The sequence below is a fragment of the Stenotrophomonas sp. 2YAF26 genome, from assembly GCF_052114625.1.
Classification (GTDB): domain Bacteria; phylum Pseudomonadota; class Gammaproteobacteria; order Xanthomonadales; family Xanthomonadaceae; genus Stenotrophomonas; species Stenotrophomonas indicatrix.
The window spans coordinates 60,745-79,840 of sequence record NZ_JBFRFC010000024.1 but is presented as its reverse complement, the minus strand read 5'-3'; the positions used below and the strand labels follow the sequence as shown (position 1 = coordinate 79,840).

The window sequence follows — 19,096 nt, the reverse complement described above, 5'->3', positions numbered from 1 at the left end:
ACCCCACGCCGGAACGACCAGACCCGAATCCCCGGAAAAGACACCATGCGCCCGCAGCCGCTCGCCGCTTGTCTCGCTCTGGCCGTCCTCCTGCCCCTCGGGGCCGCCGCACAGCCCGCACCTGCTTCTGCTCCTGCAGCACCCGCCCCGGCACCGGCTCCGGCCCCTGTGCCGACGGCTGCCACGCCCACCGGCAGTTTCGACAATGGCCGTGTGCTGGCCTACACCTGCCAGGGTTGCCACGGCATCACCGGTTACAAGAACGCCTACCCCAGTTACCGGGTACCGAAGATCGGTGGCCAGACCCAGCAGTACCTGACCCAGGCCCTGACCGAGTACCGCCAGGGCAAGCGCCGGCATCCGACGATGCAGGCGCAGTCGATGAGTTTCAGCGAACAGGAGATCGCCGATCTCGCTGTTTACCTGTCCACCGTCAAGTAAGGCCCGCCCATGTCGAAAGCCGCGCATCCACTGCGTCACGCCATCGCCCTGTCCGTCGCCCTGCTGCTGGCGGCCTGCTCGCAGTCACAGGTGGAGAACAGCGAGAAATCCGCCGGCGATCCCGGCCACGCCAGCGGCGAGCACGGATCGTCCTCCTCCGCGGGCCTGCCTGCCGGGCGTGAAGCCGCCGGCGAGGCCCGCGCCAAGGTCAAGAGCAAGGCGACCAGCCAGAGCTGCATCGATTGCCACGGTGCCGACGGCAATGCGCCGATCGATCCGACCTATCCGAAGCTGGGTGGGCAATATGGCGATTACCTCGCGCATGCGCTGCAGGCCTACCGTGCCGGTGATCGCCAGCATGCGCTGATGACACCGCAGGCGAAGGACCTGAGCGATCAGGACATCGCCGATCTGGCGGCGTACTTCGGCAGCCGCACGAGCCAGCTGCGGGATCTGCACGGGGTCAAGTGATCGCGCTGGGCGGATCGCGACTGCTGCTGCAATCTGATGCGTTCATGGGCGTTACTTTTCTTTGCGCGCAAAGAAAAGTAACCAAAAGAAACGCTCCGCCATCCGCGAGCCGGTGCTACGCACCGGTACCCTGCGCTCCTCGGTCCGCCGAGGGACGGCGCGGGAACTCGCTGCGCTCAGACACCCGCACCTCTCCGCCCTCGCCGGACCTGCGGTGCTCGGCTCGCTACAAGGCGGAATCAGATCAGAAGCCACAGCCGCCCGCCAAGGCGAGACGGCCGTGGTGGCCGTGGTGGCCGATCAGCCTTCCAGTTCTTCCCAGCGCGCGTACGCGGCGTCCAGTTCGGCCTGCACCTTGGCCAGCTGCTGGGTGTGCGCGGTCACTTCGGCACTGCTGCGCGTGTAGAACGACGGATCGTTCATCGCTGCGGTCAGGCCTTCGACATCGCCTTCGAGCTTTTCAATTGTCTTCGGCAACTGCTCCAGCTCGCGTGCCTCCTTGTAGGGAAGCTTGCGCTTGGGCGCTGCCGGCTCCGCAGCCGCCGCCGGCGCAGCGGCAGCGGGCTTGGCCGCGGCAACCACCGCAGGCGCAGCAGCGACGCTGGCCGCGTAACGCTGCCAGTCACTGTAGCCACCCACGTACTCACCGATCACGCCATCGCCTTCCATCACCAGCGTGGAGGTCACCACGTTGTCGATGAAGTCACGATCATGGCTGACCAGCAGCAACGTGCCGTTGTATTCGCCCAGCAGCTCTTCCAGCAGCTCCAGGGTTTCCACGTCCAGATCGTTGGTCGGTTCGTCCATCACCAGCAGGTTGGACGGCTGCGCGAACAGCTTGGCCAGCAGCAGGCGGTTGCGCTCGCCACCGGACAGGCGGGTGATCGGCGCGCGCGCGCGCTCGGGGGTGAACATGAAGTCCTGCAGGTAGGCGTGCACGTGCTTGCGCTTGCCGTTGAACTCGAGGAAATCGCGGCCTTCGGCCACGTTCTCGATCGCGCTCCAGTCTTCGCGCAGCACTGCACGGTACTGGTCGAAGTACGCAACCTGCAGGTTGGTGCCGGCGTTGACCTCACCCTTCTGCGGCTGCAGTTCGCCCAGCAGCAGCTTCAACAGCGTGGTCTTGCCACTGCCGTTGGGGCCGATCAGGCCGATGCGGTCGCCACGCAGGATGGTGGTGGAGAAATCGCGGACCATCGTGCGATCGCCGAAGGCGAACGAAATGTCCTTGATGTCGATGACCTTCTTGCCCGAGCTCACGCCCTGGGCTGCTTCCATCTTGACGTTGCCGCTGAGGTCGCGGCGGGCGGAACGCTCGTTGCGCATCGCCTTCAAGCGTCGTACGCGGCCTTCGTCGCGGGTGCGGCGTGCCTTGATGCCCTGGCGGATCCACACTTCTTCCTGCGCCAGCAGCTTGTCGAACCGTGCGTTTTCCTGGGCCTGCGCGTTGAGGCGTTCTTCGCGACGGCGCTCGTAGTTGGCCCAGTCGCCCGGCCAGCTGGTGACCTGGCCGCGATCGATCTCGACGATGCGGGTGGCCAGTGCTCGCAGGAAGCGGCGGTCATGAGTGACGAACACCACGCTGCCGTTCCAGTTCTTGAGGAACATTTCGAGCCAGTCGATGGCTTCGATGTCGAGGTGGTTGGTCGGTTCGTCCAGCAGCAGCAGGTCGGGGCTGGAGACCAGCGCGCGGCCGAGCAGCACGCGGCGCTTCATGCCGCCGGACAGGCGCGCGAACTCCGCGTCGCCATCGAGGTCGAGCTTGGTCAGGGTCTCGCTGACGCGCTGGTCCAAGCCCCAGCCGTTGGCGGCATCGATCTTGGCCTGGACGTTGCCCAGCGCTTCGCCATCGAACACGTCGGCGTGGCTGAGGTGATGGAATTCGGCGAGCCATTGGCCCAGTTCGCCCAGGCCATCGGCGACGACGTCGAACACGCTGCCAGCGGCGCCATGCGGCACCTCCTGCTCCAGGCGAGTCACGCGCACGCCCTGCTGCACGCGCACTTCACCATCATCGGGCTTGTGGTCGCCGGACAGCAGCTTGAGCAGGGTCGATTTGCCGGCGCCGTTGCGGCCGATCAGGGCGATACGCTCGCCCGGCTCGATCGACAGTTCGGCTTTTTCCAGCAACAGCGGGCCGCCGACGCTGAAGTCGACGTTCCGTAAACCCGTCCTTGGGGGCTTGGCCGCGGCATCCATGCCGCGGACACCCCCGCAACCGGACCCACCCCGCCTTCGACAGATTTCCGCTGCTGTTGGTGGGTGCCGACCGTTGGTCGGCACGGGGTCGGATCCCGTTGCTGCGCAACGGGCTCTGACCCCTTCGTGGAATTCGCGTCTGGGGAAAATGAATCCCTGCTACTGCACGTCTCCCAACAACGCCTGCAAACCCGGCAACCATCGCTTGCCGGGGTGGCGTACCAGCCACAGGGTGCGCTGCAGGGCGGGCAGCGGGGTTTCCAGAATGCGCAGTCGACCGAGGGCCAAGGGTTCTTCCAGGGCGTGGCGGGACAGGCAGGCCAGGCCGAGGCCGGCAATGGCGGCTTGCTTGATGGCTTCGGTATTGCCCAGCTGCAGGGTCTGCGCGAAGCCGCGCAGGTGCGGCAGCAACGCCTGTTCGACGGCCTCGCGGGTGCCGGATCCGGGTTCGCGCAGCAGCCAACGGGCGGCGCGCAGTTCATCCAGCGACCAACGCGGGGGCGCGTCCGCGGCTGCCACGATCACCAGCGAATCCTGCTGCCAGGCCGTAACCTGCAGTCCGCGTTCATGGCATGGGCCTTCGATCAATCCTGCATCCACGTCCAACCGTTGAACGGCCGCCACCACGCCTGCGCTGTTGTCGATGCGCAGGTCGACCTCGGCCTGCGGCGCCTGCCGCAGCAGTTCGGCGATACGCGGCGGCAGCAGGTAGTTGCCGACGGTGGTGCTGGCCGCCAGTACCAGCCGCAGGGGTGCACCTTGGGCGGGGTCACCGCCCGCCGCCAACTGCCGCTCCAGATCGGCGGCATTGACCAGCAACGCGCGCGCCGGTTCCAGCAATGCCCGGCCGTGGCCGTTCAACGCCAGACGACGGCCGATGCGGTCGAACAGCGGCGTGCCGAAATGGGCCTCCAGTTCCTGCAATGCGGCGCTGCTGGCCGATTGCGAGAGGGCGATGGCCTGACCGGCAGCCGTGGTGCTGCCGTGATCGGCGATGGCGACGAAGACCTGCAGCTGGCGGAGGGTCAGGCGCACATTCAACCTACTGGATAGGTAATTTTCACCAATATTATTCGTTTTACTGGTCAATGTGGCGAGCGCACGCTGGCATGGCCTCTTCAGACCCTTCCACTGCCATGAACGCCCCTGCTCTCTCCTCCTGGTCCCCGCCCGCCCTGCGCCAGCGCTGGCAACCGCGGCTGCCCGGCCTGCTGCTGGTCGGCCTCGTCGCGGCCGCCTCGCTGTACCTGGCCGAGCTGCCGTGGCTGCAGGCGCATGGCCTGAGCGCACTGACGGTGGCAATCGTCGCTGGCATCGTGGTCGGCAACACGCTCTACCCGCGGCTGACCCCTGCCAGCGCGGCGGGCGTCGGCTTCTCCAAGCATTGGCTGCTGCGCGCCGGCATCGTGCTGTACGGCCTGCGGCTGACCTTCCAGGACATCGGCCACGTCGGCGTCGCCGGCGTGCTGATGGACGTGCTGGTAGTGGCGAGCACCTTTGGCCTGGCCTGCTGGTTGGGCGTGCGCGTGTTCAAGATGGAGCGCGAGGCCGCCATGCTGATCGGTGCCGGCAGTGCCATCTGCGGTGCGGCCGCCGTCATGGCCGCCGAACCCGTGGTGCGCGGTCGCGCCGCGCAGGTAACGGTAGCGGTATCGACGGTGGTGGTGTTTGGAACGGTGGCGATGTTCCTGTATCCCGCGCTGTACACGCTGGTGCAGTCACATGGCTGGCTGGCGATGGACGCGCAGCAGTACGGCCTGTTCACCGGCGCGACCGTGCACGAAGTCGCACAGGTGGTCGCTGCCGGACGCGCGGTAAGCGAGCCGGCCGCCGATACCGCCGTCATCACCAAGATGGTGCGGGTGATGTTGCTGGCACCGTTCCTGATCGCGCTGTCGCTGTGGCTGGCGCGTGGCGGCAAGGCGACGGCGGACGGTGGCAAGGCCCGGATCGTGGTGCCGTGGTTCGCGTTCGGTTTCGTGGCGGTTGCCGGCCTCAATTCGCTGCACCTGCTGCCGGCCGGGCTGCAGGCAGGACTGGTGCAGCTGGATACGGTGCTGCTGGCGATGGCGATGGCCGCACTGGGCCTGACCACCCACGTCTCGGCCCTGCGCCAGGCCGGCCTGAAGCCGCTGCTGCTGGCGCTGATCCTGTTCGGCTGGCTGCTGTTCGGCGGCCTGGCGATCCACCAGGGTGTGCTGGCGGTGCTTGGCTGAGCGACCCTCCCAGCTTGCCGGGACCATCCGCAGGTCGTACAAGACCGTACCCTGCGCTGCACCGGATGGACGCCATGAGCATCAATGACTTTCCAAACTTCCGCTACCACCCGGACCCGGTTGCGACGGGCAACGTGGGGTCGTCCACTGCTGCCTGCAGGGTCTGCCAGCAAGCGCGTGGATACGTGTACCTGCGCGATGCCATCCACGCAGGGCGCGAAGATTATTCAGAGCAGATCTGCCCTTGGTGCATTGCCGATGGCCGAGCAGCGTCGGCACTGAATATCGCATTTGCCTGCAGCCTGGACGTCGACCACGGCGTGCCCGTAACCGCTTTGGAAGAGCTGTCCCTGCGCACGCCAGGCTACGTCAGCTTTCAAGGGGAAAAATGGCTGGCCCATTGCAGTGATGTCTGCCGCTTCCTGGGCGATGCCACCATGGAACAGCTGAGTCAGGCCTCGGCAGCGAGCATCGCGGCATGGTGCGCGGCCAACGACGCCGACCAAGCACTTTGGTCGGAGCTGGTCAGCGACTACGAACCCGGTGGAGATATCGGCTTCTACACGTTCGAGTGCCTGCACTGCGGCCTGATCCAGTTCCATGTTGACGCGGCCTGAGCCTCCTGCTGCGCATGTCCAACGTGGATCGTTAGACTTGAGACATGCCCGCCTCCCCCGCCCTGCTGCCTATCCCGTTGCGATTGCTGGATGACCGTTACGGGCCGGGTAATGTGGATGAAGCCGAAGACACGCTGGTCGAGATCGTTCAGGCGGTGATGGGCGCGCAGGCGACCTGCTCGTTCGACGTCGACACGCGGCACGCCAACCCGTGGTTCCACCAGCTGCTGCTGGAGCCCCGGGTCGCTGGAAAACCGGCCAGCCGGGAGCAGTTGCAGGCCATGGCTGCGCGGCTGGTGGCCATCGGGCTGGGCTGAGAAGACGTTCGGCCAAGGTGCCGACCAAGGTCGGCCGCTACCAGGCGCCCCCACAATCGTGAACGACGGCGGGACCGGGCGCGCGCGCAGGTACAATGCGCCATGACTGATTTCTCGACCCTGCCGCTGAGCCCGGCCCTGCAGCCCGGCCTTGATGCCCTCGGCTACACCACTCTCACCCCCGTGCAGGCGCAGAGCCTGCCCGCGATCCTGGATGGCCGCGATGTGATCGCGCAGGCGCCGACCGGCAGCGGCAAGACGGCGGCGTTCGGCCTCGGCCTGCTGCAGGCCATCGATCCCAGCCTGATCCGCGTGCAGGCACTGGTACTGTGCCCGACCCGCGAGCTGGCCGACCAGGTCGCCAAGCAGATCCGCAAGCTGGCCACCGGCATCCCCAACCTGAAGCTGCTGCTGCTGACCGGCGGCACGCCGCTGGGCCCGCAGCTGGCGTCGCTGGAAAGCCATGATCCGCACGTGGTGGTCGGCACGCCTGGCCGCGTGCAGGAACTGGCGCGCAAGCGCGCACTGAACCTGGGCGCAGTGCGCACGCTGGTGCTGGACGAAGCCGACCGCATGCTCGACATGGGCTTTGAGGAACCGATCCGCGAGATCGCCGGCCGCACCCATCGCGATCGCCAGAGCCTGCTGTTCTCGGCCACCTTCCCCGACACCATCCGCGCCATGGCCCGCGACCTGTTGCGCGATGCCGCTGAAGTGACGGTGGATGGCGCCGACCAGGCCCCGGCCATCCGCCACGTGTTCTGCGAAGTGGAGCCGGCGCATCGGCAGAAGGCGCTGGCTGGCCTGCTGCTTAAGTACACGCCCGAATCGGCGGTGGTGTTCTGCAACACCCGCAAGGACGTGGACGAAGTCGCCAACTCGCTCCAGCAGTTCGGCTTCTCCGCGCTCGCCCTGCATGGCGACATGGAACAGCGCGACCGCGAGGAAGTGCTGCTGCGCCTGGCCAACCGCAGCTGCAACGTGCTGGTTGCCAGCGACGTCGCCGCGCGCGGGCTGGACGTGGAAGACCTGGCGGCGGTGATCAACTACGAGCTGCCCACCGATGTGGAGAGCTACCAGCATCGTGTCGGCCGTACCGGTCGTGCCGGCGCCAGTGGCTTGGCGATCAGCCTGGTAGCGGGCCGCGAAAAGAACCGCGCCGAGGCCATCGAAACACAGCGCGGCGAGCCGCTGGACTGGCAGAAGACGCCGCTGGCGACGTCGCGCCCGGCCGAGCTGCCGCAGGCGGCGATGCGCACCCTGCGTATCGATGGCGGCAAGACCGACAAGCTGCGCGCGGGCGACATCCTCGGTGCACTTACCGGCGACGCCGGCCTGTCGGCCAAGCACATCGGCAAGATCGCGATCTTCCCGACCCGCTCCTACGTGGCCATCGCCCGTGAACAGGTGAACAAGGCAGTGGCGAAGCTGGAAGCCGGCAAGATCAAGGGCCGACGATTCCGCGTGCGGATGATGTGATTGAAGGAGCGCTGCCAATCACGGTTGGCAGCGACGTGGCCTGGTAGTGGCCAACCTTGGTTGGCCCATCCATGCGGTGCCAACCAAGGTTGGCAACTACCGGTTCACCGCGATTCGCCCGGGTAGGCGCCAACCTTGGTTGGCACCTGCGGAATCAGAACACCAGTTCGGTGTGCAGCGGCAGATCCGCTTCCCAGCGGCCACGGCCACCCAGGCCGTCCAGCTCGACCAGCACGCCGGCGCCGACTACTTCCACGCCCAGGCGGCGCACCAGCGACAACGCAGCAACCAGCGTACCGCCGGTTGCCAGCACGTCGTCGATGATCGCCACGCGCGCGCCTGCGGGCAGTGCATCCGCATGTACTTCGATGCAGTCGCTGCGGTATTCGAGGGTGTATTCCTCGCGCAGCACCTTGCCCGGCAGCTTGCCCGGCTTGCGCACTGGCACGAAGCCCACGCCGAGCTCAAGCGCCATGGCGGCGCCAAGGATGAAGCCGCGCGATTCGATGCCGATCACCGCGTCCAGCTTCTGCTCGCGCCAGCGCTCGGACATCGCAACGATCGCGCCACGGAAATCGTCGCTGTGGGCGAGCAGCGGCATGATGTCCTTGAACAGGATGCCCGGCTTGGGGAAGTCGGCGATGTCGCGCAGGCGCGAGGCCCACTGCGGAGCGACGATGGCGTCGGTCATGGCGATTCGGTTGTCTGATGGCGGCATAGGGTACCTGTTCCGGGCGCCGGCTGCCTGATGAGGGGTTCGGCCGGGCTGCGCCCGGCACCTGCAGAGGCCAGATCAAGAGCCAAAGCAAAAGCTGAATCACGTGGTTTGGCGGGGCGGTGTCGGATTGCGGGGACGCCGCAAGTACGTCCCTGTAGGCTTGGCAGCCGCATCCATGCGGCTGACACCCCGCAATCCGACACCGCCCCACCTTTCGACAGTTTCCTGCGATCTGTCATAGATCCACGCCGTGCGTGGATGAATCTCCATCGAAATCGAATATCTCGCGAATTGAACGAAAAGCATCCACGCATGGCGTGGATCTACTGGCCACCGGCCAACTGTCGAAGGCGGGGCACTGTGGGTTTGCGGGGTGTGAGCCGCATGGATGCGGCGACCAAGCCTCCATGGACGGATTCACGGCGTCCCCGCAAACCCACAGTGCCCCGCCATCCCACGGAATGCGCGCCGTTGCTGTTGCTTCGGCTGTTGCTGTTGCTGTTGCTGCTGCGGGTGCAGGGCGCAGCCCTGCAGAAGAACACTCTTCAGGAACTGCAGGACAGCATTGAACAGCCGGCACGATTGTCTGCCCACGCTGGGCGCTTGCCGGCGTAATGCTCCAGACCCGGGCGTTCGGTGTATGGATCACGCAGCACGTCCTGCAGGGCATGCACACCGCCCAGGTCGCCCTGCTCGGCGCGGTCGATCGCTTCCTGTGCCAGCCAGTTGCGCAGCACATACAGTGGACTGGCCGCGCCCATCTTCGCGACACGCTCGGCTGCCGGCAGCGGATCGGCACGCAGCCGCGCCGCGTACTCCTGCAACCACTGCTGCAGAGGTTCCTGCACCGCGTGCTGGCGCTCGGCGTCGTAGAAGACCTCGGCCAATACGCTTGCATCGGGTGCGTTGGCATCAATGCGCATCAACGCACGCCATCCCAGGGTCATGTCCATGCCGCCGTCCTGCATCAGCTGCTGCCAGCGCTGGTAAAGCTGCAGATCGGCATCGTCGGCCGCGGCCAGCCCCAGCTTGGCCGCAACATCGCGGCGGGTGCAGGCGACAAAGGTCGCCTGGTAAGCGGCCAGCCCTGCCTGCAGCGGCTGCACGTCGGCGAACAACGGCGACAGCGCCTGCGCAAGCCGGTTGAGATTCCAGTACGCCACCTGCGGCTGGGGGCCGAAACGATAGCGGCGTCCCTGCGCATCGGTGGTGTTCGGGGTCCAGTCCGGGTCGAAGTCTTCGACCCAGCCATAGGGGCCATAGTCCAGCGTCACGCCGAGCACGGAGAGGTTGTCGGTGTTCATCACCCCGTGCACGAAGCCCACGCGCATCCAGTGCGCGATCATCTCTGCGGTACGCACGGCGATCTGTGCGAACCAGTCGCCATACAGCGCTTCGCCCTGCCCCGTCAGTTCCGGGAAATCGCGGGCGATGCACGCCTCGACCAGTTGCTTCAGCAGTGCGGTCTCGCCACGTGAAGCAGGCAGTTCAAACGAACCAAAGCGCAGGAACGAGGGCGATACCCGGCAGACGATCGCGCCAGGTTCCGCACGCGGATGACCGTCGTAGAACATGTCGCGCACCACGTCTTCGCCGGTGCCGACCAGCGACAGGGCGCGCGTGGTCGGCACACCCAGGTGATGCATGGCCTCGCTGCACAGGAATTCACGGATCGACGAGCGCAGCACCGCACGGCCGTCGGCGCCGCGCGAATACGGCGTCGGCCCGGCACCCTTCAGCTGCAGCTCCCAGTGCCGGCCATCGGGGGCGATCACCTCGCCCAGCGAGATGGCGCGGCCATCACCGAGCTGACCGGCCCAATGGCCGAACTGATGGCCTCCATAGTTGGCCGCCCACGGCTGCATGCCCGCGTACAACGCGTTGCCGCCGAACACCTCGGCGAAGCCTTCGTCATCGACCTGCGCAGGATCGAACCCCAGCATCCCGGCAACCTCCGGCGACCACGCCAGCAGCACCGGCGCTGCGACAGGCGTCGGCATTACCGACGACCAGGCCGCACCCAGCACTTCGCGCCGGCGCGGACCGGACTCGGGATCGCCCGGCAGCAGATTCAGCAGGCGGTTGTCGAACTGGGGAGCTGTGGTATCCATGAGCACAGCATGGGGGCGACGACGGCCGTCCTCAATCGCCGCGCAGGGCCTGCAATGCCCCGCCGTGCGCCTCGGCGCGCCGGTAGGCCGGTCGCTCGCCGATGCGCTTGAGGAAGCCACGCAATGCCGGCTTGTCGTCCAGCCCGCCGCCGCGTGCGGCCGCCGCCTGGATCGGGAAGCTCATCTGGATGTCCGCAGCGGTGAAGCGTTCGCCTGCAAACCACGGGCTTTCGGCCAGGCGCCGTTCCATCCAGTCCAGATGCAGGCGTCGCTGCGGGCCGATGAAACCGCGCTCGGCCTTGTCGGCGATGCTGCGGGCGATCGGACGCGCGAAGAACGGCATCGGCGCGCTGCGGATGCGGCTGATCACCAGGGTCAGCAGCATCGGCGGCATGGCCGAACCTTCGGCATAGTGCAGCCAGTAGAGGTAATCGATGCGCTCTTTGCCTTCGGCCGGTACCGGCGACGGCGACAGCTGGCGATGCACGTCGTAGCGGTCAACCAGGTAGTCGAGGATGGCGCCGGATTCGGCCAGGATGAGGTCGCCATCCTGCAGCACCGGCGCCTTGCCCAGCGGGTGCACCTGGCGCAGTTCCGGCGGCGCCAGCATCGTCTTCGGGTCGCGCGGGTAGCGGCGCAGCTCGTAGTCCAGCCCCAGCTCCTCCAGCATCCACAGCACACGCAGCGAACGGGAGTTTTCCAGATGATGGACGATGCGCATGGGTACGATCCTTGGGGAGGCCTGCATCGTACCGTGCCGGGTGCATGCCCTTTGTAGAGCCGGGCCTGGCTCGACGCTACAAGAAGCCATAACGAAAAACGCCGGGAGCTTTCGCTCCCGGCGTTCTGGCTACCAAACGGTAGCAGACGGATTAGACCGCCTGCACCTGGTCAGCCTGCATACCCTTCTGACCCTGGACGGCGACGAAGGTAACCTTCTGGCCTTCCTGCAGGGTCTTGAAGCCGGTGCCCTGGATCGCGCGGAAATGCACGAACAGGTCCGGGCCGCTTTCCGGGGTGATGAAGCCGAAGCCCTTGGCGTCGTTGAACCACTTGACAGTGCCGGTCTGACGATCAGACATATTTACTAACTCCTGAAACACATGTTGAAAAAAATCGCAGCCACCGGGTATCGGGGCCGAGACTGAGTTGCAGGCGTTGGTAAAGCGGATCGATGAGCGGATCGTGAGATCAACTGCACCAGGCCACGATTCACGGTGACCCTAGCAAACACAGTGGGCCAGACGATACGCGTGTTTTGAGCAAAAAGCGATAGCCATGATATTCAGCGTCAAACGGCCAGCCCCTAGACAGGGCAAGGGGTTGCACCAGATCGAGGCTAAACCCGGGTCCCCATTCAGGTTTTTCCTACCCTACACTGGGTAAATGACTGAAGCTGAAACCCGAGCTGAACCCCTGCTCCACCGCATCTGGGTGGACGCAGACGCCTGCCCTGTTGTCATCCGCGACATCCTGTTCCGCGCAGCTGAACGGGTCGGCGTGGAGCTGACCCTGGTCGCCAACCAGTGGATCCGCACCCCGCCTTCGCGCTGGCTGCGCTCCATCCAAGTTCCGCAGGGACTGGATGTGGCTGACAGCGCCATTGTCGAACGGATGGCTGCCGGCGACCTGGTGGTCACCCAGGACATCCCCTTGGCGGCCCTGGTGCTGGAGAAGAAGGGCGTGGCCCTGAACCCGCGCGGCCAGCTGTACACCCCCAACAACATGGCCGAGCGGCTGTCGATGCGCAATTTCATGGAAGAACTGCGTGGCGCCGGCGTCCAGACTGGCGGGCCACCGCCGCTCGGCGCGCGCGACCGCCAGTTGTTCGCTGCCGAGCTGGACCGCTGGCTGGCGCGACGACCGGGCAGGTGAATCCGGCTGTGCGTCAGCCGGGAACGCACAAGGTGCGCGCGCTGCGGAAGCTGCGTCGCTGGCCGGTCAACGGATCATCGAAGGCCAACGCCTGCGCCAGCAGCTGCAACGGCGGCTCGGCCGCCCCCTCTGGCCGCACGTGCAGCTGCGGATAGAGCTCGTCCCCCAGGATCGGCGCCCCGAGCGCGGCCATATGGACGCGCAGCTGATGCTTGCGGCCGGATTCGGGCGCAAGCCGGTAGCGCCAGACCGGGCCGTGCGCATCAATGACCTCGACACGGGTCCGCGCATTCGGCTCGCCGGGAACTTCAGCCATACGGAAGAACGGTTCCCCCGGCTGCAGTCGGCTATGCCGTTCCAGAGGAAACCGCAGCTCCGGCAAGGCCGGCGCCAGCGCCTCGTAGGTCTTCTCGATGCGGCGCTCACGAAACAGTCGCTGGTAGGCGTCGCGCGTTTCCGGCTGGGTGGAAAACAGCAGCAGGCCGGCCGTCAGCCGGTCCAGCCGGTGCAACGGCACCAGGTCGACGTTGCCGGTGCGCTCGACCAAGCGCGCCAGCAGGGTCTGGCGCACAAATGCGCCGGCCGGCGCAGTCGGCAGGAAGTGCGGCTTGTCGGCCACCAGCAGGTGCGCGTCGTGATGCAGGATGCTCTCTACGAAAGGAATCACCGGCTCATCGGCCACTTCACGGAAGTAGCGGATCTCCAGCCCCACCTGCCACGGCATGTCCGGCGCCAGCGCCCTGCCCTGCGCGTCCTGTATCCGCCCGCGTGCGAAGCGACTCTCCCATTGCAGCCGGTCGATGCGCGGGAAGCGCGCGCACAGGCCCTCCAGCAGGGAAACCCAGTCACCGGGCGGCAGCTGCAGTCGGCTGGGCGTGGTCATGGCGCGATCGGGGCGCCATCGATCTGCAGACGGCGCGGACGTGAACGGGACATACGACAGGGCAAGTCGGAAGAATCAGGACGGCCAGCGTGCCACCGATCACGCCCTGCCGACACCCCCATACCGGACACCCCCGGGGCAAACCTCTATCATTGACGGTCTTTACCCCTCTGGATCTTCATGGCCCTCACCGCCACCATCCGCAAGGCCGAACTGCAGATCAGCGACATGGATCGCGGCTACTACGCGACCCACAACCTGACCCTGGCCCAGCATCCGTCTGAAACCGACGAACGCCTGATGGTGCGCCTGCTCGCCTTCGCGCTGAACGCTGGCGACCGCCTGGAGTTCGGCCGCGGCCTGAGCACCGACGATGAGCCCGACCTGTGGGAGCACGACTACACCGGTGACATCCTGCAGTGGATCGACCTCGGCCATCCGGACGAGTCACGCATCCGCAAGGCCAGCAACCGCAGCCGGCAGGTGCAGGTGGTCAACTACGGCGGCAATGCGTCGGACATCTGGTGGCAGAAACAGAGCAAGGGCCTGGCCCGCTTCGACAACCTGTCGGTGGTCGACCTGGACGGCGGCTTCGTCGATCTGTGGGGCCAGCAGATCCAGCGTGCGATGCGCTGGAGCGTGCTGATCCAGGACGCCGAAGTGCAGCTGCTCAACGATCAGATGCAGCTGGACGTGATCCCCAACTGGCGCAAGCGCGCCAAGGCATGAGCACGATCCGCTGCGACGTGCTGGTGATCGGTGCCGGCGCGGCCGGGCTGATGACCGCGATCACGGCGGGCCAGCGAGGTCGGCATGTGCAGGTGATCGACCACGCCAACAAGATCGGCAAGAAGATCCTGATGTCCGGCGGTGGCCGCTGCAACTTCACCAACACCGGCACCACACCGGCCAACTTCCTGTCGGCCAATCCGCATTTCTGCAAATCGGCGCTGGCGCGTTACTCGCCGTACCACTTCATCGAGATGGTCGAGCGCCACGGCATCGCCTATCACGAGAAGGAACTGGGCCAGCTGTTCTGCGATGTTTCGTCCAAGCAGATCGTGAAGATGCTGGTGGACGAATGCCAGCAGGCCGGCGTGCAGATCCGCACGCAGTGCAGCGTGGAGCGCATCGAGCACGGCACTGACGGCTTCCGCGTGCACACCACCCACGGCCTGTTCCATTGCGCCTCGCTGGTGGTCGCCACCGGCGGCCTGTCCATTCCCAGCCTGGGTGCAACCGGGTTCGGCTATGAGATCGCGCGCCAGTTCGGCCACCAGGTGCTGCCCACCCGTGCCGGCCTGGTGCCGTTGACCCTCAGCGGCACCCACCAGGAGCGTCTGGCCGAGCTTAGCGGCGTCGCCCTGCCGGTCGAGGCCAGCTGCAATGGCACGAGTTTCCGCAACTTCATGCTGCTGACCCATCGTGGCGTCAGTGGCCCGGCCATCCTGCAGATTTCCTCGTTCTGGCAGCCCGGCGACGCGCTGTCGCTGGATCTGCTGCCCGGCCAGGATGCCGCCGAGTGGCTGCGGCAGATGAAGCGTGAACGCCCCGCCGCGGAACTGCGTACGGTGCTGGGCGATGTGCTGCCCAAGCGACTGGCGCAGCGCCTGTGCGAGCACTGGCTGCCCGACCGCCCGGTACGCCAGCTGGACGAGCCGGACCTGCGCAAGGCAGCACAGGTACTTTCAGCGTTCCCACTGGTGGCCAGCGGCACCGAGGGCTACCGCACCGCCGAAGTCACCCTGGGCGGTGTCGATACCAACGAGGTCTCTTCCTCGACGCTGGAATCCAAGCGCGTACCCGGCCTGCATTTCGTCGGCGAGGTGCTGGACGTGACCGGTTGGCTGGGCGGCTACAACTTCCAGTGGGCCTGGGCCAGCGGGCACGCGGCCGGCGGCGTGGTGTGAACCGCATCGCCGTTCCGGGCACGCAAGCGTTGCGCGCATGGACGCGCCGCCACGCATCGTGTATCTAGATTTGCAGATTGGGGAGCAGTGCATGCAGAACGCGAACGACATCACCATCCGCCTGCTGATCGTCGATGACAGCGGCGAGAACGCCGAAGCCATCGTCAGCACCCTGCGCAACAGCGGCATCGCCGTGCGCCCATGGCGCCCGCAGGACTCGGCCGAGCTGTCGCAGGTACTGGCCAGCCAGGCGATCGACCTGGTGCTGGCTGCGCCCTCGCAGAGCATCCCGCTGCCACTGGTGGCCCAGCACATCGCCGCCAGCGGCAAGGACATCCCGCTGGTGCTGCTGGCCGAGCGCATCGACGAGGACGAACTGGTACAGGCCAGCAGCAACGGCGTTCGCGCCCTCGCCCTGCGCCAGCGCGCCGAACACCTGCTGGCCGTGGTCCGCGACCAGTGGGTCGACCTGCAGGCACGCCGCGGCCTGCGCAGGATCGAAGCGCAGATGCGCGAGACCGAGCGTCGCTGTGACGCGCTGATCGCCTCGTCGCGCGAGCCGATTGCCTATGTCCACGAAGGCATGCACATCCGCGCCAATGATGCCTATCTGGACATGTTCGGTTACGAGGATTTCGAGGAAGTCGAAGGCATCTCGCTGCTGGACATGGTCGCCGCCCAGCACGTGGATGATTTCAAGCAGCTGCTGAAGTCACTGAGCCGCGGCGAAGCGCCCCCCCCGCAGTACCAGCTCGACGCCCGCCACCAGGACGGCAACGCCTTCCCGGCGACGATGGAGTTCACCGCGGCCACCTACGAGGGCGAATCCTGCCTGCAGGTAGTGTTCCGCCGGCGCATGGAATTCGACCCGGAGCTGGCGCGTGAGGTCGAAGACCTGCGCCAACGCGACCAGGTCACCGGCCTGCTCAACCGCCCGACCTTCATGCTGCAGGTCGAGGACGCAGTTGCCCAGGCGGGGCGCAGCGAGGGTCAGTTCGGCCTGCTGATGGTCGAACCGGACCACTACGCGCGCCTGATCCCGGATATCGGACTGGCCTCGGCCGACGCCCTGATCGGCGCACTCGCCGCGCTACTGGCCGACGTCGTTGGCGAAGATGCGCAGCTGGCCCGTTTCGGCGAACACAGTTTCGCCGTGCTGCAGTCCGGCCCCTATGCACAGACTGTGGCACTGGCCGAGCGCATCCGTGAAGCCTACGCCGCACACGTCTTCAGCATCGGCGCGCGCTCGGCCACGGTGACCGTCAGCATTGGCGGGGTGCAGGTGGGCGAGAAGATCGCCAGCATCGGCCAAGTGCTGGCGCGCGCCAGTGAATGCACGCAGGCCGCAGCCGCCCTCGGCAATACCTGCCGCATCTTCGACCCGGCCGCCGTTGATCGCGTGGAAGAAGAGCGCGTGCAACGCTGGGTCGCGCGTATCCGCGAAGCCCTGGCAGGCGATGGCTTCCACCTGCATTACCAGCCGGTGCTGAACCTGCAGGGCGAGTCGCTGGAGCTGTACGAAGCCTACCTGCGGCTGGAACACAACGGAGAGCTGCTGAGCCCGACCGCGTTCCTCGGCATTGCCGAAGAGCATGGCCTGCTGGCGGACATCAATCGCTGGGTCGTCTCGCAGGCAATCACGGAACTGGGTGCGCGTGCCCGCGAGGGTCATACCACGCAGATGCTGGTGAAGGTCACGCCGGAATCGTTCGATGATCCAAAGATGATCGCCACGCTGCGCCAGCAGTTGCAGGCACACGGCGTGCCGGGCGAACGACTGTGGCTGCATGCGCCGGAGTCGAAGGTGTTCACCCACCTGCGCAGCGCCCAGCAGTTCCTGGCGGAAGTGGCACCGCTCGGCTGCCGGATCGGCCTGGAACAGTTCGGCTCGGGCCTGGATTCGTTCCAGTTGCTGGCCCACTTCCAGCCGCAGTTCCTCAAGCTCGATCGCGGTTTCACCAGCGACCTGGCCGCCACCCGCGAGAACATCGACCGGGTCAGCCAGATCACCGCACGCGCGCAGGAAGCCGGCATCCGCACCATGGCTGAGTTCGTCAGCGACGCCAACTCGATGACACTGCTGTTCAGTGCCGGCGTCGATTACGTGCAGGGCGATTTCGTCGGCCCCGCAGCGCCGGCGATGAACTTCGAGTTCGGTTGACAGAAGGTAGTGCCGGCCGCTGGCCGGCAGCTCGGGAACCCTTGGGTTGCCGGCCAGCGACCGGCACCTCAGCGCAAAAAAAGACCGGCTTGCGCCGGCCTTTTTCGATCAGGTCAGATCGACCAGATTATCGATCTTCACATCCGGGTTGACGTCCGCTTCGTAATCGACGCCCTCGACACCGAAACCGAACAGGCGCAGGAAATCGGCCTTGTAGCCGGCCAGGTCGCTGATCTCGTAAAGATTCTCGTTGGTCACCTGCGGCCACAGCGCCAGAACCTTGCCCTGCACGTCAGCGGCCATTTCCTTGTAGTCGGCGCGCAGGCGGCCTTCCTCATCGATCAGCGCAACGGTATGGCCATCGCCGTCGACCAGGTCGTGCCGCAGGCGATCGACCGCCACGCCATCGGCCTTGGCGCCGTACAGGATGTCGTACAGCACGTCGAGCTGCTCGATGCAGCCTTCGTGGGTGCCCTTTTCCTTCATCACCTTGAACAGCAGCGACAGGTACAGCGGCATGGTCGGAATGGCCGAGCTGGCCTGGGTCACCACCGCCTTCAGCACCGATACGCGCGCATCGCCGCCGATCTTGGCCAGCTTCTCGCGCAGCCCCAGCACCTTGTCGTCCAGATCCTTCTTGGCAGCACCGATGGAGCCATTCCAGTAGATCGCCTGGGTGATCTCTTCGCCCACATAGGTGAAGGCCGTGGTGGTGCAGCCATTGGCCAGCACGCCGGCATCGGCCAGCGCGTCGATCCACATCTGCCAGTCCTCGCCGCCCATCACCGCGACGGTGCCGGCGATTTCTTCCGGGGTGGCCGGCTGCAGGTGGGTTTCGGTCAGCACTTCCTTGTCGGTATCCAGGCCACGCAGGGTGATCGGCTCGCCGATCGGCTTCAGCGTGGAACTGATGATCTCGCCGGTCTTGGGATGCTTGCGGCGCGGCGCAGCCAGGCTGTAGACCACCTGGTCGACCTGGCCGAGATCGGCCTTGATCATCTCGATGGTCTTGGCCTTCACCTCATCGGAGAACGCATCGCCGTTGATGCTCTTGGCATACAGACCCGCTTCGTCGGCGTACTTGTGGAACGCCGCCGAGTTGTACCAGCCCGCCGTGCCCGGCTTGGTTTCGCTGCCCGGGCGCTCGAAGAAGATGCCCAGGGTTGCCGCGCCACTGCCGAAGGCGGCAGTGATGCGCGCGGCCAGGCCGTAGCCGGTCGAGGCGCCGATCACCAGCACGCGCTTGGGGCCGTTCTGGATCGGCGGGCGCGCACGGATGTAGTCGATCTGCTGCTTGACGGCGGCGTCGCAGCCGGTCGGGTGGGTGGTGACGCAGATGAAGCCGCGGACGCGCGGTTTGATGACCATGGATACCTCGGGTTGGCAGGTGCGGCGCACGGGGCGCTCAGCAGGAATACGTGGCGCGCGCGTGCGCGCGAACCGCAGGATCGTAGTGCGCGGGGAGAGATTGCACAACCGACGGCGGCGTAGGGTGGTATTTCTTTTGCAGGGTTGCACCCTGCACCTGCAGAGACCGGAGCAACGTCAAAAGCTGGGTTCCTGTGAGATGGCGGGATGGGTCCGGTGGAGGGGGACGCCGTGAACCCGTCCATGGGGGCTTGGTCGCGGCATCCATGCCGCTCACACCCCCTCCACCGGACCCACCCCGCCTTCGACAGTCTTCCGCGATCTGTTGGA

The 19,096-nt window shown here is 66.3% G+C and carries 18 protein-coding genes; 10 read left to right on the top strand and 8 right to left on the bottom strand.

Annotated elements, in window-relative coordinates:
* Positions 1 to 45 precede the first annotated feature (45 nt).
* Positions 46 to 441 (top strand): c-type cytochrome, encoded by a 396-nt coding sequence (locus AB4Y98_RS19055; protein WP_312108249.1) that lies wholly within the window; start codon positions 46 to 48, stop codon positions 439 to 441.
* A 9-nt stretch (positions 442 to 450) separates the two neighbouring features.
* On the top strand, positions 451 to 912 hold the full coding sequence (locus AB4Y98_RS19050) for a c-type cytochrome (protein ID WP_099821251.1): 462 nt from the start codon (positions 451 to 453) through the stop codon (positions 910 to 912).
* 300 nt (positions 913 to 1,212) lie between these two features.
* On the opposite strand, the gene AB4Y98_RS19045 is transcribed toward AB4Y98_RS19050, so the two are convergent.
* Together AB4Y98_RS19045 and AB4Y98_RS19040 are read right to left on the bottom strand one after the other, a co-directional pair.
* Positions 1,213 to 3,111: an ATP-binding cassette domain-containing protein gene (locus AB4Y98_RS19045; RefSeq protein WP_442244931.1), complete on the bottom strand. Its 1,899-nt coding sequence runs from the start codon at positions 3,109 to 3,111 to the stop codon at positions 1,213 to 1,215.
* Between the two features lie 159 nt (positions 3,112 to 3,270).
* On the bottom strand, positions 3,271 to 4,146 hold the full coding sequence (locus tag AB4Y98_RS19040; RefSeq protein WP_442244930.1) for a LysR family transcriptional regulator: 876 nt from the start codon (positions 4,144 to 4,146) through the stop codon (positions 3,271 to 3,273).
* A 101-nt stretch (positions 4,147 to 4,247) separates the two neighbouring features.
* On the opposite strand from AB4Y98_RS19040, the gene AB4Y98_RS19035 reads away from it, so the two are divergent.
* From AB4Y98_RS19035 to dbpA, 4 genes are all read left to right on the top strand, one after another.
* Complete coding sequence (locus AB4Y98_RS19035; RefSeq protein ID WP_442244929.1) at positions 4,248 to 5,327, top strand: YeiH family protein; 1,080 nt, start codon at positions 4,248 to 4,250, stop codon at positions 5,325 to 5,327.
* 74 nt (positions 5,328 to 5,401) lie between these two features.
* Positions 5,402 to 5,944 (top strand): CbrC family protein, encoded by a 543-nt coding sequence (locus tag AB4Y98_RS19030; RefSeq protein WP_442244928.1) that lies wholly within the window; start codon positions 5,402 to 5,404, stop codon positions 5,942 to 5,944.
* Positions 5,945 to 5,988: 44 nt separating this feature from the next.
* Positions 5,989 to 6,261 carry a hypothetical protein gene (locus tag AB4Y98_RS19025; RefSeq protein ID WP_442244927.1) on the top strand — a complete coding sequence of 91 codons (273 nt, stop codon included), beginning with the start codon at positions 5,989 to 5,991 and terminating at the stop codon, positions 6,259 to 6,261.
* A gap of 102 nt (positions 6,262 to 6,363) precedes the next feature.
* The gene (gene dbpA / locus AB4Y98_RS19020; RefSeq protein ID WP_230113357.1) at positions 6,364 to 7,740 is read left to right on the top strand and encodes an ATP-dependent RNA helicase DbpA; all 1,377 of its coding nucleotides are present in this window, start codon (positions 6,364 to 6,366) and stop codon (positions 7,738 to 7,740) included.
* A 154-nt stretch (positions 7,741 to 7,894) separates the two neighbouring features.
* Here dbpA and AB4Y98_RS19015 read toward each other — a convergent pair whose 3' ends face one another.
* The 4 genes from AB4Y98_RS19015 to AB4Y98_RS19000 form a co-directional block, all read right to left on the bottom strand.
* Positions 7,895 to 8,431, bottom strand: a complete 537-nt coding sequence (locus AB4Y98_RS19015) for an adenine phosphoribosyltransferase (RefSeq protein WP_230113356.1) — start codon at positions 8,429 to 8,431, stop codon at positions 7,895 to 7,897.
* A gap of 572 nt (positions 8,432 to 9,003) precedes the next feature.
* Positions 9,004 to 10,569 carry a protein adenylyltransferase SelO gene (locus AB4Y98_RS19010; protein ID WP_442244926.1) on the bottom strand — a complete coding sequence of 522 codons (1,566 nt, stop codon included), beginning with the start codon at positions 10,567 to 10,569 and terminating at the stop codon, positions 9,004 to 9,006.
* Between the two features lie 31 nt (positions 10,570 to 10,600).
* Positions 10,601 to 11,290: a glutathione S-transferase gene (locus tag AB4Y98_RS19005; protein ID WP_442244925.1), complete on the bottom strand. Its 690-nt coding sequence runs from the start codon at positions 11,288 to 11,290 to the stop codon at positions 10,601 to 10,603.
* A 151-nt stretch (positions 11,291 to 11,441) separates the two neighbouring features.
* On the bottom strand, positions 11,442 to 11,651 hold the full coding sequence (locus tag AB4Y98_RS19000; RefSeq protein ID WP_025875108.1) for a cold-shock protein: 210 nt from the start codon (positions 11,649 to 11,651) through the stop codon (positions 11,442 to 11,444).
* A 304-nt stretch (positions 11,652 to 11,955) separates the two neighbouring features.
* Between AB4Y98_RS19000 and AB4Y98_RS18995 the strand changes: the two genes are divergently transcribed.
* The gene (locus tag AB4Y98_RS18995; RefSeq protein ID WP_363732989.1) at positions 11,956 to 12,444 is read left to right on the top strand and encodes a YaiI/YqxD family protein; all 489 of its coding nucleotides are present in this window, start codon (positions 11,956 to 11,958) and stop codon (positions 12,442 to 12,444) included.
* A gap of 13 nt (positions 12,445 to 12,457) precedes the next feature.
* Here the strand turns inward: AB4Y98_RS18995 and AB4Y98_RS18990 are convergent, their stop codons facing one another.
* Entirely contained in the window at positions 12,458 to 13,327 is an 870-nt protein-coding gene (locus AB4Y98_RS18990; protein ID WP_442244924.1) for a pseudouridine synthase, read from the bottom strand.
* Positions 13,328 to 13,507: 180 nt separating this feature from the next.
* Between AB4Y98_RS18990 and AB4Y98_RS18985 the strand changes: the two genes are divergently transcribed.
* From AB4Y98_RS18985 to AB4Y98_RS18975, 3 genes are all read left to right on the top strand, one after another.
* Positions 13,508 to 14,056, top strand: coding sequence for a YaeQ family protein (locus tag AB4Y98_RS18985; protein WP_033830883.1), 549 nt, complete (start codon positions 13,508 to 13,510; stop codon positions 14,054 to 14,056).
* Positions 14,053 to 15,237, top strand: a complete 1,185-nt coding sequence (locus tag AB4Y98_RS18980; protein ID WP_093819896.1) for an NAD(P)/FAD-dependent oxidoreductase — start codon at positions 14,053 to 14,055, stop codon at positions 15,235 to 15,237. The genes AB4Y98_RS18985 and AB4Y98_RS18980 overlap by 4 nt, the downstream gene beginning before the upstream one ends.
* A gap of 91 nt (positions 15,238 to 15,328) precedes the next feature.
* Positions 15,329 to 17,398: an EAL domain-containing response regulator gene (locus AB4Y98_RS18975; RefSeq protein WP_442244923.1), complete on the top strand. Its 2,070-nt coding sequence runs from the start codon at positions 15,329 to 15,331 to the stop codon at positions 17,396 to 17,398.
* Between the two features lie 108 nt (positions 17,399 to 17,506).
* On the opposite strand, the gene fabV is transcribed toward AB4Y98_RS18975, so the two are convergent.
* Positions 17,507 to 18,766, bottom strand: coding sequence for an enoyl-ACP reductase FabV (fabV, locus tag AB4Y98_RS18970; protein ID WP_223494866.1), 1,260 nt, complete (start codon positions 18,764 to 18,766; stop codon positions 17,507 to 17,509).
* Positions 18,767 to 19,096 lie beyond the last annotated feature (330 nt).